The organism is Cryobacterium serini, assembly GCF_004404025.1.
Lineage (GTDB): Bacteria > Actinomycetota > Actinomycetes > Actinomycetales > Microbacteriaceae > Cryobacterium > Cryobacterium serini.
Genome location: NZ_SOHN01000019.1, coordinates 52,654 through 68,615, shown reverse-complemented (window position 1 = coordinate 68,615; position 15,962 = coordinate 52,654). Strand labels below are relative to the sequence as shown.

General features: G+C 63.7%; 16 protein-coding genes. 12 read left to right on the top strand and 4 right to left on the bottom strand.

All coding sequences use genetic code 11. The annotated features are described in order from the left end of the window. Positions 1 to 82: 82 nt before the first annotated feature. Genes E3T51_RS15860 through E3T51_RS15850 form a run of 3 tightly spaced genes read left to right on the top strand, consistent with a single transcriptional unit; the run spans position 83 to position 2,543 of the window. Positions 83 to 928 carry an ABC transporter ATP-binding protein gene (locus E3T51_RS15860; protein WP_420898449.1) on the top strand — a complete coding sequence of 282 codons (846 nt, stop codon included), beginning with the start codon at positions 83 to 85 and terminating at the stop codon, positions 926 to 928. Beyond that, positions 925 to 1,737: an ABC transporter permease gene (locus E3T51_RS15855; protein WP_134530708.1), complete on the top strand. Its 813-nt coding sequence runs from the start codon at positions 925 to 927 to the stop codon at positions 1,735 to 1,737. Before E3T51_RS15860 ends, E3T51_RS15855 begins: the two co-directional genes overlap by 4 nt. Continuing rightward, positions 1,734 to 2,543, top strand: a complete 810-nt coding sequence (locus tag E3T51_RS15850; protein ID WP_134530707.1) for an ABC transporter permease — start codon at positions 1,734 to 1,736, stop codon at positions 2,541 to 2,543. Before E3T51_RS15855 ends, E3T51_RS15850 begins: the two co-directional genes overlap by 4 nt. A 32-nt stretch (positions 2,544 to 2,575) precedes the next feature. Here E3T51_RS15850 and E3T51_RS15845 read toward each other — a convergent pair whose 3' ends face one another. After that, complete coding sequence (locus E3T51_RS15845; RefSeq protein ID WP_241989396.1) at positions 2,576 to 3,601, bottom strand: App1 family protein; 1,026 nt, start codon at positions 3,599 to 3,601, stop codon at positions 2,576 to 2,578. 145 nt (positions 3,602 to 3,746) lie between these two features. Between E3T51_RS15845 and E3T51_RS15840 the strand changes: the two genes are divergently transcribed. From E3T51_RS15840 to E3T51_RS15820, 5 genes are all read left to right on the top strand, one after another. Continuing rightward, a complete protein-coding gene (locus tag E3T51_RS15840; protein WP_134530706.1) occupies positions 3,747 to 4,424 on the top strand; it encodes a TetR/AcrR family transcriptional regulator in 678 nt (225 codons plus the stop codon). 178 nt (positions 4,425 to 4,602) lie between these two features. Further along, positions 4,603 to 5,520, top strand: coding sequence for an ABC transporter ATP-binding protein (locus E3T51_RS15835; RefSeq protein WP_134530705.1), 918 nt, complete (start codon positions 4,603 to 4,605; stop codon positions 5,518 to 5,520). After that, positions 5,520 to 6,200 (top strand): ABC transporter permease, encoded by a 681-nt coding sequence (locus E3T51_RS15830; protein ID WP_134530704.1) that lies wholly within the window; start codon positions 5,520 to 5,522, stop codon positions 6,198 to 6,200. Before E3T51_RS15835 ends, E3T51_RS15830 begins: the two co-directional genes overlap by 1 nt. Next, positions 6,197 to 6,940 carry an ABC transporter permease gene (locus E3T51_RS15825; RefSeq protein ID WP_134530703.1) on the top strand — a complete coding sequence of 248 codons (744 nt, stop codon included), beginning with the start codon at positions 6,197 to 6,199 and terminating at the stop codon, positions 6,938 to 6,940. Before E3T51_RS15830 ends, E3T51_RS15825 begins: the two co-directional genes overlap by 4 nt. An 11-nt stretch (positions 6,941 to 6,951) precedes the next feature. After that, the gene (locus E3T51_RS15820) at positions 6,952 to 7,908 is read left to right on the top strand and encodes a glycine betaine ABC transporter substrate-binding protein (protein ID WP_134530702.1); all 957 of its coding nucleotides are present in this window, start codon (positions 6,952 to 6,954) and stop codon (positions 7,906 to 7,908) included. A 9-nt stretch (positions 7,909 to 7,917) separates the two neighbouring features. Here the strand turns inward: E3T51_RS15820 and E3T51_RS15815 are convergent, their stop codons facing one another. Further along, on the bottom strand, positions 7,918 to 8,907 hold the full coding sequence (locus tag E3T51_RS15815; RefSeq protein WP_134530701.1) for a M56 family metallopeptidase: 990 nt from the start codon (positions 8,905 to 8,907) through the stop codon (positions 7,918 to 7,920). Between the two features lie 25 nt (positions 8,908 to 8,932). Beyond that, on the bottom strand, positions 8,933 to 9,319 hold the full coding sequence (locus tag E3T51_RS15810) for a BlaI/MecI/CopY family transcriptional regulator (protein WP_134530700.1): 387 nt from the start codon (positions 9,317 to 9,319) through the stop codon (positions 8,933 to 8,935). 131 nt (positions 9,320 to 9,450) lie between these two features. On the opposite strand from E3T51_RS15810, the gene E3T51_RS15805 reads away from it, so the two are divergent. From E3T51_RS15805 to cydC, 4 genes are read left to right on the top strand one after another with little or no spacing between them, the layout of a single operon-like run. Further along, positions 9,451 to 10,863 carry a cytochrome ubiquinol oxidase subunit I gene (locus E3T51_RS15805; RefSeq protein ID WP_134530699.1) on the top strand — a complete coding sequence of 471 codons (1,413 nt, stop codon included), beginning with the start codon at positions 9,451 to 9,453 and terminating at the stop codon, positions 10,861 to 10,863. A gap of 23 nt (positions 10,864 to 10,886) precedes the next feature. Beyond that, on the top strand, positions 10,887 to 11,891 hold the full coding sequence (gene cydB / locus E3T51_RS15800; protein ID WP_104191861.1) for a cytochrome d ubiquinol oxidase subunit II: 1,005 nt from the start codon (positions 10,887 to 10,889) through the stop codon (positions 11,889 to 11,891). A 4-nt stretch (positions 11,892 to 11,895) separates the two neighbouring features. Further along, entirely contained in the window at positions 11,896 to 13,551 is a 1,656-nt protein-coding gene (cydD, locus tag E3T51_RS15795) for a thiol reductant ABC exporter subunit CydD (protein WP_134530698.1), read from the top strand. Continuing rightward, positions 13,544 to 15,277, top strand: coding sequence for a thiol reductant ABC exporter subunit CydC (gene cydC / locus E3T51_RS15790; protein ID WP_134530697.1), 1,734 nt, complete (start codon positions 13,544 to 13,546; stop codon positions 15,275 to 15,277). Before cydD ends, cydC begins: the two co-directional genes overlap by 8 nt. Here the strand turns inward: cydC and E3T51_RS15785 are convergent. Continuing rightward, entirely contained in the window at positions 15,265 to 15,900 is a 636-nt protein-coding gene (locus tag E3T51_RS15785) for a DedA family protein (RefSeq protein ID WP_134530696.1), read from the bottom strand. The genes cydC and E3T51_RS15785 overlap by 13 nt on opposite strands. Positions 15,901 to 15,962: the final 62 nt, after the last annotated feature.

Sequence of the window (15,962 nt, the reverse complement as noted above, 5' to 3'; positions counted from 1 at the left end):
GTGCGGCGCCAGGACGTGCGCTAGGCATCTGACCCTGCACTCCACACCACCCCAGTCTTGCCATCACCAAGGAGCGAAGCACGTGAACAGTACTGATGCTGGAGTTCGTGATTCGGTGACCCGCCCGAGTTCCGGGAACGAATCCGCGGGCACCGGCCTGCACATCTCCCAGCTGCACAAGGTCTTCGCGGTCGGTCGCAAAGAAGTCGTGGCCCTGGACAACGCCAACCTGCACACCGACAAGGGCAGTTTTCTCTCGCTGCTCGGGCCGTCCGGTTGTGGAAAATCCACCATTCTGCGCATCCTGGCCGGCCTGGAACAACCCACGAGCGGCACTACGAGGGTCGACGGCAAGAGCCCGCAGCAACTCCGGAAGGGGCACCAACTCGGGATTGCCTTCCAGGATTCCGCCCTGCTGCCTTGGCGCAGCGTACGTTCGAACATTCGCCTACCGTTCGAGGTGGCCCGCATTCCCGTAGACGATGCCTACATTGACGAACTGGTTGCACTCGTTGGCCTGAAGGGGTTTGAGAATGCCAAGCCGGCGCAGCTTTCCGGCGGCATGAAGCAGCGCGTGTCGATCGCCCGGTCGCTCGTGCTCAAGCCCTCGGTGCTGCTGCTCGATGAACCCTTTGGCGCTCTCGATGACATGACCCGGCAACGGCTCAACCTCGAATTGCTGCGTATCTGGACCCAGAAGCCGGCCACGACCCTCATGGTCACCCACGGCATCGCCGAAGCCATCTTCCTCTCTGACCACGTCGCGGTCATGAGCGCACGTCCCGGCCGGGTGAAGGAAGTCATCGACGTCGACCTTCCGCGGCCCCGGTTGCCCGAGATGATGCGATCGCCCGAATTTCACGCTCTGCACGACCGCGCTTCCGACCTGCTCTTCAGCGATGCCGCCGTGGCGGGCGACGACCAATGATCCGAGCTTCACTGCGCGCGCTGCCCACCTGGGCGACCGGCCTGGTTGGCGGAGGGATCATCATCGCCCTGTGGTGGATCAGTGCCGTCACTGTTTTCGCCGGGGTCGGCTCCCTGCCCGGTGGAGCCGTGCCGACCCCGCTCGATGTGCTCGTGCAACTCGTACGCGATGGTCCAGGGTTCTATCTGCCCCACGTGAGCGTCACCGTTCTTGAAGCACTCCTCGGCTTTGCCTGGGGAAACGGACTGGCCCTGGCCCTGGCGGCTCTCGTTCTGCTCCTGCCGCGCATCGAGAAAATCGCGCTCCAGATCGCCGTGATCACATACTGCGTTCCGATCGTCGCGATCGGCCCGATCGCGTACATCGTGATCGGGGCACCCGGCCCGGGCGAGCCAGCGGGCACGGCGGTCTTTCTGGCCGCGATGTCGGTGTTTTTCACCACCGTGATCGGTTCGCTCGTCGGCCTCAGGGCAGCGGATGCCGCGAGCCTTGATCTCATCACTGTCTACGGCGGCGGCAAGTTCACCCAACTCCTCAAAGTGCGACTGATCGCCGGACTGCCCGGCGTGCTGACTGCGCTGCAGATCGCCGCGCCGGCCGCCTTCATCGGGGCCATTCTGGGGGAGTACCTCGGTGGCGTCAGTCGCGGGCTGGGAATCGCCATGCTCGTGGCCGGTTCAACGGCCAACGTCGACCGGGTGTGGAGCCTCGCGCTCGTCGCCGGCGTCACGGCCGGGCTTGGCTACGCGATTTTCGCGTTGGTCCTGCGTTTCGCGACGCCGTGGGCGACCGGACGGAGCAGCCGATGAGCTTTGCCCGGATAGCGCTCTCGACGGTGTGGCGTGGTCTTCTGACCGGACTCATCACGCTGGTTTTGGTTCTGCTCGCCTGGCAGGGACTGCTGCTGCTGCTAAACATTTCGCCGTTCCTGGCCAAGGGGCCCTTCGACGTGTGGACCTGGCTCGTGATCGCACCCGATGCCGCCGACAATCGCGCTTTGATTCTCGGCAACCTTGTGGTCACCCTCGGCGACGCCTTTCTCGGCTTCGTCGCTGGCCTCACCTCTGCCCTGCTGCTCGCTGTGATCTTCACCCTGTCGCGGGGGATCGAGCATGCCCTCATGCCCATAGCTCTGCTGCTGCGCTCGGTGCCGCTCGTGGCTCTCGCGCCGATCATCAGTCTCATTACCGGTCGCGGGCTGACCACCGCCGTGGTGATGGGCGCCATCGTGGTGCTGTTTCCGGCGCTGGTCAACATTGCTTTCGGGCTGCGCTCATCGTCACCGCAGATCAGCGACGTGATCACCGTCTACGGCGGCAGCGCATTCACGAGCCTGCGCATGGTGGCGCTGCCCAGCTCATTGCCGGCCTTCTTCGCGGCGGTGAAGATCTCGGTACCCGGAGCTATCACCGGCGCGCTGCTGGCCGAATGGCTCACGACCGGTCAGGGGCTCGGCAACTCGATTGTCGCTGCGGTCGCCAAGGTGCAGAATTCCGAGGTGTGGGCATCCGTCGTGGTGATCACCATTGTGTCCCTCGTTCTCTACGGCCTGGCCCAGGTCGTCGAGAACCTGGTACTGCGTCGTATGAGCATGGAGGTGAGCACAGCAAACTGACGCGCTGTACTGTCGAAGATTTTTTAGCGTGGCTACATCAGCCCGTGCTCGGCGAGCTGATTGGAGAGGCTGGAGCCGTCCGGGCCGTAGACCCAGGGGCCCTCAGGGCCGCCCTCGATGAGCACGGCATCGCGCGAGCGACCGCCGGCGAGTACTGCTTCGCTCGGGGAGAGTTGACGGATGGCCACGGCCGCTACGCTGCCTGGATAGTCGCGTTGAAAGTCGCTGTAGATGGCCTCATCGTGCTGGCCGTCGTCGCCGATCAAAATCCAGCGCATCTGCGGAAACTGCTCGGCGAGTCGGCGGAGGTTGTCGCGCTTGTGGGCACTGCCGCTGCGGAACCAGCGGTCGTGCGTTGGTCCCCAGTCGGTCAATAACAGCGCCCCGGCGGGATACAGGTTACGGGAAAGAAAACGTGACAGTGTGGGTGCCACATTCCAGGCTCCGGTAGAGAGGTAGATGACCGGGGCACCGGGGGTGAACGACGCCAGACGCTCCAGAAACACTGCCATGCCGGGGGTCGGCACCCGGGCGTGCTCGTCGAGCACAAACGTGTTCCAGGCGGCCAGCAGGGGGCGGGGGAGGGTGGTGACCATCACGGTGTCATCGACGTCGGAGACGATGCCGATGCCGACCGTGGGTGCCACGATGAAGATCGGGGCTTCCACCACGTGCGAGGACTCGGTGTGCAGTCGGGCAACGTGCCAGCCCGCGGGCAGTGACACCGGAACCACGGTATCGACGACCCCGCCGCGATCGGCCTGAACGCGATGCGTCTGCCCGTCGATCTCAATCGTGACGGTGACATCGTTGACGGGCACACTCGTGAAGCTCCGCCAGCCGCGAATGCCGGCGTCGCGGCCATCTGCCCGGGGGCGTTTTTGACGTTTCGCGGGCTTTTCCGGTTTGGTCAGGAGCACGCGGCAGAGGATGCGTGCCCACGCGGTCGAGCCATAACCGGTATACGGGATGACGGTGGGTTGGTAGCCGCGGCGGCGGGCGGAATGCTCACGATGTTCGTGGAGCCAGTCTTCCACGCGCGCTGCACGGTGCATCATTCGCTCGGGACTGGGCGCACGCGGAGTGGCGTCTGGGGACTCTGACACTCCTTCATTCTGCCATGTTTGCTGTGCATCCCCCGATCAGGCCTGTGTAAAAGGGGTTTTACCCCGTAGGATGGTGATTTATCTTCAAGGGGGATAAATGTCGCTTGGTGGCCTATTAGGTGAAGGAGCCGGTGCAGCACTACAACAGGTGCGCACCGAGCCGATTCAGCAGCGCAGTGCTGCACGTCTGTCCGGTTTGCTCGATGCGGCCGCCGCCGTCGTGGACGAGGTCGGTTTTGACCGCATCACGACCGCGATGGTCGCGGAACGCGCCGGTGCCTCCATCGGCACCGTGTACCGCTACTACCCCGACAGGGTGGCTGTTTTACACGCCCTGCACGAGCGTGCCGTTGTGCGCTTTCGGCAGCGGGTCGTCGACGAACTCAGTGCCAGCACCCTCACCTCCTGGTGGGACGCCGTGGACTGCGTCGTCACCGCCTTTGTCGGCCTGTACCGCACGGAGCCCGGCTTTCGCATCGTGAACTTCGACGACCGCGACGGCGCTCCCGCCGCCGACGCCGCTGCGGACGCTGACTTCTTCGCCCGCCGCCTCGCCGACGTTCTCGTGAACGAGTTCGATCTGCCAGCCGGCGATGATTTGATCTTCCGACTCGGAGTCGCCGTCGAGATGGCAGACGCGCTGCTCGCCCGCGCCTTCCACAGCGATCCGGTCGGTGACGAGCGGTTCATCGCCGAGTGCCGCTTGGTGATGCGCGACTATCTCGACCGCTTCTACAGCCCGCAGGCGCTGGATCTCCTCGCCACCGCACCCTGATACCCGCTGAACTGCCGGGCGCCCCACTGGGGTGCCCGGTTTTTTCGTACCCGGGGGCCGTGCCTGTTCGCTCATAGATAAATCTTTGTTTACGGTGTGTTTTGCCTGTCGCTCTAAATAGTGATTGGGTTAGCATCTGGTTGTATTGACCCGAAAAAACGAGGAGCGAGCCACCAGGATGATTGAATTCCACTCGGTGACCAAACGGTTCCCCGACGGCACCCTTGCCGTCGAAGACTTCAGCCTCGTGCTGCCTTCCCGCAAGACGACCGTCTTCGTCGGCTCGTCAGGCTGTGGCAAGACCACACTGCTGCGCATGATCAACCGCATGATCGATCCCTCGAGCGGCTCGATCGAGATCGACGGAGTCGATATCGCCAGTGGCTCGGCCGTCGCCCTGCGCCGCAGTATTGGCTATGTCATGCAGAATTCCGGACTTCTGCCGCACCGTCGCGTGATCGACAACATAGCGACCGTGCCATTACTCAAGGGCGTCAAGAAAGCAGATGCCCACACGCAGGCCATGGAATTGCTCGACACCGTCGGGCTCGATCGTGCACTGGCCTACCGGTATCCCAGCCAATTGTCCGGCGGGCAACAGCAGCGCGTAGGCGTCGCCCGCGGCCTGGCGGTGAACCCGAACATTCTCCTCATGGATGAACCGTTCGGTGCGGTGGATCCGATCGTGCGCGACGATCTCCAGCGGGAGCTGCTTCGCCTGCAACACGACCTGGACAAGACAGTCGTGTTCGTGACGCACGATATCGACGAGGCGTTCCTGCTTGGCGATCAAGTCGTGATCCTGGAGAAGGGTGCACAGATCGCCCAGGTCGGAACCCCGAAAGAGATCCTGGCCAACCCGGCAAGCGATTTTGTCGCCTCGTTCATCGGAGCAGACCGCGGAAAGCGACGACTGGCCGTTGATTCGACTGTCGCTCGTTCCGGCGACGATGTTGTGCTCGTAGACGGCGCCGGCTACGTTGCCGGTGTAATCGAGGCACCGGGGGGCGTTCTGCCCGCCTCCGGTGTTGGAGTGAGCACAAATTCCCGGGCGCGCAGCGTATCGAACAAGACGGACCAGGCGGGCGATGCCTGATGCTCTGGCTGTGGGACAACCTCGATCTGGTACTCAGGCTGACCGCCGATCATGTGCGTCTGAGCATCATCCCGATTGTGGTTGGTTTCATTGTCTGTATCCCGTTCGGTTGGCTCGCGAACCGCTACACGGTTGCGCGTACCATCCTGCTGACCTTGGGCGGAGTCCTCTTCAGTATTCCGTCGCTGGCCCTGTTCGTGACCCTCCCGGCTCTTCTTGGCACTCGCATCCTCGACGAGGCCAACGTTGTCGTGGCGCTCAGCATCTACGCGATTGCGGTGATGGTACGCGGGGCAGCGGATGCGTTCTCCTCGGTGTCGAGAGACGTCATCTCCTCGTCCACCGCCGTCGGGTTCTCGGCCGTGTCACGGTTCTGGACCGTCGAATTCCCACTCGCTGGTCCGGTGTTGCTTGCGAGTCTCCGTGTTGTCTCGGTCAGCACGGTCAGCCTGCTCAGCGTCGGATCTCTGATCGGAGTCCAGAGCCTGGGCTATCTATTCATCAACGGCTACCAGCGTGACTTTCCTGAAGAAATCCTGATCGGTATTGCATTCACCGTTATTGTTGCCGTGCTCTTTGACACGATTCTGGTACTGGTCGGCCGTCTGTTGATGCCCTGGACGCGCGCGACGCCACGCCGCCGTTCGGTGACTTCGGCCGCGGCTCCGGTGACCGCATGAACCTTTTTCTGGACGCTCTCAATTTTCTGTTTGATCCGGCCAACCTGACCGGTGCCAATGGCATTCTGTCGCGCCTTGTCGACCACCTCTGGTACACCGGCCTGAGCATGGCCGTCGCCATCGTCATCGGCATCCCACTCGGGCTGCTCGTCGGACACACCGGGCGCGGGCGCAACGCGGTCGTCGCGCTCAGCAGCGCAGCTCGTGCACTTCCCACGCTCGGACTGATCTTCCTCATTATTCTCTACACCGGTCTGGGCGTCGGGCCGCTCATCGTGGTGCTCGTCATCCTTGCCGTTCCGCCGCTTCTGGCCGGTGCCTATTCCGGGCTCGAAGCCGTGAATCGCGCGACAATCGACGCGGCTCGAGCGATCGGCATGACCGAGTGGCAGATTCTGCTCAAGGTCGAGATGCCCCTGGCCATGCCGCTCATTTTCGGCGGCATTCGTTCAGCGACACTTCAGGTGATCGCGACCGCCACAATCGCCGGCTACGTGGGCCTGACCGGCCTCGGCCGTTTCCTCATTGAGGGTCTCGCGCTGCGCGATTACAAGCTCGGCCTCGCCGGTGCAATACTCGTCATTGCCCTGGCGCTTTGCGTCGATGCGATTCTCGCACTCGCCCAACGACTCGTCGTTCCGCACGGGGTTGCCCGCGGACTGACGCGACACCCCGATGAATCCGCCGCGCCAACTCCAAGGCAGCACGGGCGCGTCTCAACAGCACCATCCAACCCTTAAGGATATGTCGCATGTTCACACAGCACCGAACATTTACCCCGCGTCGTGGTCGCCTCGTTCTGGGCGCAGCGCTCGCACTGTCCGTCACGGTAGCCCTCGCTGGATGCAGCTCGGGCGACCCTCTCGGCGCCGATTCCGCCGCCCCCGCCGATGCCACGACCATCACGATCGGTTCGCAGGCGTTTCCGGAGAGTGAAATTCTCGCGCAGATCTATGGCCAGGTCCTCGCCGCTAACGGTTACACGGTCGACTACAGTCCGGGAATCGGTTCGCGGGAAGCGTTTATCCCCGGCTTGAAAGATGGCTCCATTGACATGATCCCGGACTACTCGGGCAACCTCCTGCAGTCTTTCGATCCCACAGCAGCGGCGTCCACGTCGGAAGTCATCAGTGCAGCCCTGCCGGCAATCCTTGAACCTGAAGGTCTCACCGTGCTCGACGCCGCACCGGCCGAAAACGCAGACTCACTCGTTGTGACACCCGAATTTGCCGCGGCGAACAATCTCGTCACCATCGCCGATCTGGCTCCGATTGCTTCAACGATTACCCTCGGGGCCAACACCGAGTTTAAGATTCGTCCTTACGGCCCGAGCGGACTTGAGTCCGTCTACGGCGTGACCGGCTACACCTTCAAGGCAATCGACGATGGCGGTGGAGAGGGCACGCTCAAAGACCTGTTGGACGGAAAAATTCAGGTAGCCGACATTTATACGACGACCCCATCGATCAAGCAGAACAACCTCGTCATCCTCGAAGACCCGGAGAATCTTATTGCGGCCCAAAACGTGGTGCCACTGCTGAACACCTCGGTCTATTCAGATGAGCTGGCCGCGCTGCTGAACCCGGTATCGGCCAAATTGACGACGGCGGGGGTGCTCGACCTGAACGAAAAGAGCAACTCCGACGCCAAGCCGTCGCCCGAGAAGCTCGCAAACGAGTGGCTCACCACCAACGGTTTTCTGGAGTGAGGAGCTGCTCTAGGCAGCGAACAGAATGAGAACCGGCGCGGCTAGGAGCACCGCCGACACGGCGAGTGCTCCGGCCGTAGCCAAGTAGCCCAGCGGCTGGGTCGGATTCACCAGCCGCGCCACCCGTGGTGCGACCTGGTATGCCGGATGTTCGGGGTCTGCAGCGTGCGATCGTGCGGACAACGGAGCGGATGCGGCGGCTCGCGCCGCAGCATCCGCTTCGCGCTCTGACAGGGGAGCAGGCCCAACGAGTGCGAATGCGACGAGGGCGATCGCGCGCGCCAAAGTGTAGTCATCCACGATTCGGCGGGCGTGATCGTCGGCGAGCATCTCGACCAGCAGGGCGACGGCGTTCTCGGCGCGGTTGGCGATGGGAAACCACGGCAGTGCGCTGTGCCAGCTTTTGAAGGCGAGCAGCACCAGGTGGTGCTGCTGTACGAGGTGCGCTTGCTCGTGGGCGATCACGGCACGTACCTGATCGGCATCGAGCAGCCGGAGCAATCCGTTCGAAAGTACCGTCGCCGAGTGCCCGACTCGGGGCAGGCAATAGGCGACCGGGGCGGGATGGTCGATGACCCGCATTCCCGGCTGACCGTGCAGGGGATCGCTGAGCAGGGTGATGAGGGCGTCGTGACGCCGGCGCTGCCGCTCGGCCCGTACGAAGGTCGCGAGCAGGTTCAACAGGAGGTGCGTGCCAAGCAGAATGGCTGCGCCGAGCGCGAGCACGTGGGTAAAGGTCGTGCCGGCGGGAAGGATGCCTGCGCGCAGGTCATTGCCCAGGGCGGCGATGCCCTGCGGCAGTGCATCGCCGAACGGAACGAGGCCATAGACGAGCAGCGATCCAATCATGGACATGCCGCCGGACAGTGCAATGGCTTGCCAGAGCACGAGTGCCACGGCCGGGGAACGCTCCGACCATGCTGAGCGGGCGAGTACGAGCGGTACCGGCCAGGCAAGCAGCACGGCGATGGCGCCGAGCAGTACGGCAGCGGTGATCACAAGAGTCGGTGGGTCGGCAAACGGGTCAGGCGTTGTGACTGGGCGCGACGCCGAGTAGTTGCCGCAGGGTCTCTGCCTCCTGCGGGGTGACACCGCCGATGAACCGGGCCAGCGCCGCCTCGCGGTCGGGTACTTGGCCGAGAACCTCGTGCATCAGACCCGCGGTGTGTGCGGCGCGAGTCATGACCGCGGTGTAAGCGTGCGGGCGAACGCCACGGTCACGAGTGACGAAGCCCTTTGTTTCCAGGCGGGACAATACGGTCAAAACTGTCGTTGTCGCCACTTGCTTCGTTGGGGTAACCGACAGATCTGGCCGCATCAGGGATTCTTTGAGTTCATTGGCCGTCAGCGGGACCGAAGCATCCCACAGGACGTCCATCATCAACCTCTCAAGTACACCTAAGGATCCCATGACCACTATGTTACGCCGCGAAACTGATATTTCTACGAGTCGTAGAAGTCAAGGTTCTACACAGCGTAGAAGCGTATTCTTCTACACAGCGTAGAAAAGTGTGCGCGGGTAGTAACAATGCTGGAGGGCATATGAACGAGTGGTTGGATCCTTTACTCCTCTCACGATGGCAGTTCGGTCTCACGACCATGTACCATTTCATTTTCGTCCCACTCACGATCGGTATGGCGCTCACGGTCGCGATCTTCCAGACGGCGTGGGTGCGCACGGATAAAGCGAAATACCTGCAGCTGACGCACTTCTTCGGCAAAATCTTTCTCATCAACGTCGCCATGGGCGTGGTGACCGGAATCGTTCAGGAATTTCAGTTCGGCATGAACTGGTCGGACTACTCGCGTTTCGTCGGTGACGTCTTCGGCGCTCCGCTCGCCTTCGAGGGCATTGTCGCGTTCTTTCTAGAGGCGACGTTCATCGGATTGTGGATCTTCGGCTGGGACAAACTGCCCAAAAAGATTCACCTGGGCACGATCTGGATGACCGTGGTCGGCTCGATCGCGTCGGCCTATTTCATTCTTGCCGCGAACGCGTTCATGCAAAACCCGATCGCCTACACGATCAACGAGGAGAAGGGACGTGCCGAACTCACGAGCATCTGGGAACTGCTCACCAACCCCATTGCCCTCGCCGCGTTCCCGCACACGATTTTTGCCTGCTTCATGGTGTCTGCCGGACTCATCATCTCGGTCGCTGCCTGGCACCTCTATCGCAACCAGCACCTCGAAACGATGCGTCCAGCCCTCAAGTTCGGTCTTTGGATGATGGTCATCGCCGGAGTGCTCACCACGCTCGCCGGTGACCAGCTCGGCCTGGCCATGGTCGACGCCCAGCCGATGAAGATGGCGGCGGCCGAGGCCCTCTATCACACTGCGACCGGTGCCAACGCAAGCTTCTCAGTTTTCACTCTGGGGACGCCGGACGGCGTCCAAGAGTTGTTCTCCGTACGCATTCCGTACCTGCTCTCCTTTCTGTCGACCCATACCTTTGACGGCACGGTCGAGGGCATCAACAACCTGCAGGCGCAGTACGTCACCCTCTACGGTCCTGGCGACTACACCCCGACGATCTGGATCACCTACTGGGCATTCCGCTGGATGATCGGCCTCGGCCTCGCGCACATGCTCGTCGCCGTCGTCGGCCTGTGGCTGACCCGTGGCGGGCGCAGCCCGAAGCGCACCTGGGTGTGGAAGGTCGCCATCTTGAGCTTCCCGATGTCGCTTCTGGCGATGAGTGTCGGTTGGGTCTTCACGGAGATGGGTCGTCAGCCCTGGCTCGTATTCGGACTCATGCGCACCGCGGACGGTGTCTCGCCCGGCGTGACCGGTGTGGAGATTCTGATCTCGTTGATCGTCTTCACCCTGCTCTACGGAATCCTCGCAGTGGTCGAGTTCAAGCTCATCCTGAAGGCCGTCCAGACGGGCCCGGACGATGCGCCGGTTCAAGACGCCGAATCCGGCGCACACCAGCACGCTGTCACGGTCTACTAGAACGGGGTTATGGAAAACACACAATGGATCTGACAATTCTTTGGTTTTGGATCATCGCTTTCATGTTCATCGGGTACTTCGTACTCGATGGTTTCGACTTCGGGGTCGGTATGTCCCTGCCCTTCCTCGGCCGGGACGACACCGATCGCCGCGTTCTCATCAACACCATCGGTCCGGTTTGGGACCTCAACGAAACCTGGGTCATTGTGGCCGGGGCGTCCCTCTTCGCGGCGTTCCCGGAGTGGTACGCAACGATGTTCAGCGGCTTCTACCTGCCCCTGCTGCTCATTCTGGTGGCCCTGATCCTGCGTGGTGTGTCGTTCGAATATCGGCACCAGCGCCCGGAATCGTCCTGGAAGAAATGGTTCGACGGCCTGATCATCGTCGGTTCGGCCGTTCCGGCGTTTCTGTGGGGTGTGGCCTTTGCCAACATCGTGCGCGGGGTGAAGCTCAACGCCAACCACGACTACATCGGTACCCTCTTCGACCTGCTGAACCCGTATGCCCTGCTCGGCGGCATCACGACGCTGCTGCTGTTCTTCGTGCATGGGGTGGTATTCGTGTCACTCAAAACCGAGGGAGACATTCGAATGCGGGCCCGCAAGCTGGCGACGAAAGCCGGAATCGTGACGATCGTCGCCGCGGCCACCTTCCTGGCCTGGACGACGCTCGCCTACGGCACCGTGGCATCCGCTCTGCTCGCCGCCCTGGCCGCTGCCCTGCTGATCGCATCGTTCCTGGCCAACCTGCGCGGTGCCGAACGGCTCGCGTTCGCCCTGATGGCCGGCACGATCGGTCTCGTCGTACTGACCCTGTTCGCGTCATTGTTTCCCGACGTCATGCCGGCCAGCAACGACCCGGCCAACAGCCTGACGATCGCGAACGCCTCCTCGTCGACCTACACGCTCGGTGTGATCAGCTGGACCGCCTTGATCGGTATGCCCGTCATTCTGCTCTACCAGGGCTGGACCTACTGGGTGTTCCGCAAACGCATCGGCCGGGCCCACATTGACCTCGCCGCACACTAAACCAGTGCGTCCCCTGGATCCTCGCCTCCTGCGCTACGCCCACGCCGCGCGCCGGTTTCTTCTGGTCGGCGCGCTGCTGGGCCTGGCGCAAACGCTCGTCGTCATCGTGTTCGCGTGGCTGCTGACCCGGGCGATCACGTTCACCGTCGCGGGGGAGCCCCTCCGCACTATCGCGCCGACCCTCACCGCCCTCGCCGGAGTTGTCGTGCTGCGCTCCGTGCTTATCTGGCTGCTCGAAGTCGCGGCCAACCGCGGCGCCGCCCAGGTTAAGAGCCAGCTGCGCGCCAAGGTCATCGCCAAGATCGCCGAGCGCGGCCCCGACTGGGTCGCATCCCGGCAGAGCGCGCGGCTCTCGACGGTCGTGACGACCGGACTGGACGCGCTCGACAACTACTTCGCCCGTTACCTGCCACAACTGTTGCTGACCATGATCGCCACACCCATTCTTATCGCCGTCATCCTCTCGCAGGACCTCATCAGCGGGTTCATCGTCATTGTCGTGATTCCGCTGATTCCCCTCTTCATGATTCTCATCGGCCGGGTCACCCAGTCGGTGCAGCAGGAGCAATGGCAGGCGTTGCAGCGTCTGTCGACCGGGTTTCTCGACGTGGTCGGGGGCCTGGGAACCCTCAAGATTTACGGACGGGAACGACGCCAGTTCGATCGAATCAGGTCGATCACCGAGGATTACCGCACCCGCACCATGAAGGTGCTGCGCGTCTCGTTCCTCAGCGGTTTCGTGCTCGAACTCGCCGCCAGCCTCTCAGTCGCTCTCATCGCCGTGTCGATCGGCCTGCGGCTCATCGACGGGGCCCTGCTGCTCGGCCTCGGCCTGTTCGTTCTGCTGCTCGCACCGGAGGTTTTTCTGCCGGTGCGCCAGGTCGGCGCACAATTCCATGCCGCATCCGACGGGCTCGCCGCCGCCGAAGAACTATTCGCTATCCTCGACGACGAGACGACGTCCGAGATCTCGCGAGCGGATTCCGCCGCGCACACGGTGCAGTTCGGCTCGGGCGCCTTGCTGCTCGACGGAGTCTCCGTTCGGCGCGGCGCCACCCTCGTCATCGATCGTTTGCACGCAAAATTTTCACCCGGGCAAGTCAGCGTGGTGCGGGGAGTGAGCGGGGTCGGCAAGTCGACCCTCGTCGCAGCCCTGCTCGGTTTCATACCGTTCACCGGTACCCTCACCCTCGATGGTGTGACAGTGCCGGCCGGCGCGACGCGCGACTGGCTGGCTTGGGCCGGCCAGCGGCCTGGCCTGTTCCGGGGGACGGTGGCCGAGAATGTGGCCCTCGGGACGGCATCCGCTGATCACACCGGCCGCAACCAGAGCCTGGTCGTGCAGTCACTGCGCTGGGCCGGCGTTGCCGAGGTATCACCGGCCACGGTTCTCGGGGTGAACGGTGAGGGTCTCTCGGGCGGTCAGGCGCAACGCGTCGCCGCAGCGCGAGCCATCTATCGGGCCCTCGCGACCGATTGCCACGTGCTGATCTTGGACGAACCGAGTTCGGCGCTCGACTCTGATGCCGAGGCCGGTCTGCTCGTCGGGCTCCGACACCTGGCCGACCAGGGGCGCGTGGTGATCGTCGTCAGCCACCGCGCGGCCGTGGTGGCCGCCGCAGACAACGTGATCGAGCTGCAGGAGTTGACTCATGCCTGAGGTCACGCTCCGTACTTCTACCCGCGACGTATTGCGCCTCGCCCAGCCTCGCCCGCGCTGGTTTGTTCCCGGGCTGCTGGCGGGTATCGGCAGCGCCGTCATGGCGGTAGCACTCCTGGCCTGCTCAGCCTGGCTGATCACCGTCGCAGCAGAGATGCCGTCCCTCGCGCTTTTAGGCCTGGCCGTCGTCGGGGTTCGCGCCTTCGCCATCTTCCGTTCCGTGTTTCGCTATCTGGAACGGGTATCCAGCCACGATGCCGCGTTCCGGCAGCTCGCCGAGCTGCGCCTGGGCATGTTTCGACGCATCGTGCCCATCGCCCCGGCCGGGCTCACCAGCACCGGGCGCGGTGACCTGCTTACCCGGCTCGTGCGGGATGTCGACGATCTTCAGGACCTGCCGTTGCGCGTCGTGCAACCGCTCCTGGTGGCGGCAACAACCGCCCTGCTCAGCGTGGTCGGTATCTGGCTGATCGTGCCGGCTGCCGGACTCACGCTGCTGGTCTGCCTGCTGCTGGCCGCAATACTCGGAACGTTCTTCTCCGGCACACTCTCCGCACGTGCCGATCGTGAACTCGCGCCACTGCGCGGATCCCTCGCCGACGAGGTGCTCGAAATCGTGGAAAACCTCGATGTGCTCACCGCTTTCGACGCCCTCAATCCGCGTCTCGAACAGCTCGCGCAAACCGATGCGCGCCTGCGCAAGGCCGCCCTGCGCCGATCGGTCGGGATCGGCGTTCAGTCGGCGGTGGTATCGCTGTTCGCCGGCGCGGCAACGCTCGGGGCTCTGTATTTTGGTGTCCCGGCCCTTGATAGCGGCGGTGGTCTGCTCAGCCCCGTGCTACTTGGCCCCACCGTGATCGTGGCCGTGCTCGTGCCGATGGCTGTGTTCGAGGTCTTCGGCATGATTCCCCTCGCCGGCTCGGCCTGGCGGCAGGTACGGGTGAGTGCCAGCCGGGTCGCCGACGTGGTTCCGACTTCGGTACCGGGGGAGATCCCCGTCGACGTGGTCGACCCGCAGACTCTTTTCGCCCCCGATCGGGCCATCGGCCCGGTCGTTCTGGAACTGACCGACCTCGGTGCGCGCTGGCCAGGACAGCACCAACCCGGCGTGACCGGCGTCACCCTGCGTCTGGCACCGGGCGACCGCGTGCACCTGGCCGGCCCGAGCGGCGCGGGCAAGACCACCCTCGCCCAAACCCTCGTGCGCTTTCTCGACTACACCGGTTCCTACCGATTGAACGGGGTTGAGACGCGGCTGCTCGCCCAGTCCGAGGTACGACGCATGGTCGGACTGTGCGAGCAGCGCCCCTGGTTGTTTGATGACAGCATCCGCCAGAATTTGTTGTTCGCCCGCGATACCGCCACCGATGCCGAGCTCGACGCGGTGCTGGCCCGCGTCGGACTCACGGAGTGGTCTCGCGCACGCGGCGGCCTCGACGCCCGGGTGGGCGAGCGTGGCTCGCTGGTCTCCGGCGGCCAGGCGCAGCGCATCGCCCTGGCGCGGGCCCTGCTCGCCAATTTTCCGGTGCTGATCGTCGACGAGCCCACTGCCAATGTCGACAGTGCCGGGGCGGATGCCCTCGTGCGCGACATCCTGACGGCCGCGGCCGATGCACACCGCGCAGTGTTGCTCATCTCGCATACCCCGGTGCCCGACGAGCTCGTGACCGCCAGGGTCACGCTGCCGGCCCATACCGGAGGACACCTGCAAGGTCAGTCCATGTGACGCAGTTCGCGGCGATGCAGCCATTTCTTGATGAAGAAGACCGCGAGCACGAACAGGGCGATCACGCCGACGAAGAGGTAGCCGGCGAAGTGCAGGCGGCCACTCAGCTCGCGGTAACCTTCCGCCGCAGCCGATCCAACGCTCACGTAGGCGAGGGACCAGATGATGCAGGCGGGAACGGTCCAGGCCATGAAGGTGCCGTACCGCATACGGCTCATTCCCACGGTGAGCGGGATCAGCGAGTGCAGGACCGGCAGAAACCGAGAGATGAAAACGGCCAACCCTCCGCGCCGGTCGAGGTAGGTCTCAGCGCGCGCCCAGTTGTGCTCGCCGATGCGCCGGCCCAGCCGGCTGCTCCTGATGAACGGGCCGAAATGGTGCCCCAGGGCAAAACCGATGCTCTCCCCGGCTAGTGCTCCAACGATCACGGCCAGAACGAGGCTGACGAATTCCACCGGGCTGGCTACCCCGGTGCTGGCAACGATCACAACGGTGTCGCCCGGTATGACCAGCCCCACCAGTACCGAGGTCTCCAACAGCATGCCCACGCCGGCCAGAAGCGTTCGAATGACCGGGTCGACGCCGGAGACGGTGTCGAGGATCCACGTGAGGATGTCATTCATTGTGCCCAGCCTACGTGCCGCGCGCGATTCATCAAGGTCGTCCCGGCCCACACCGCCCCGAA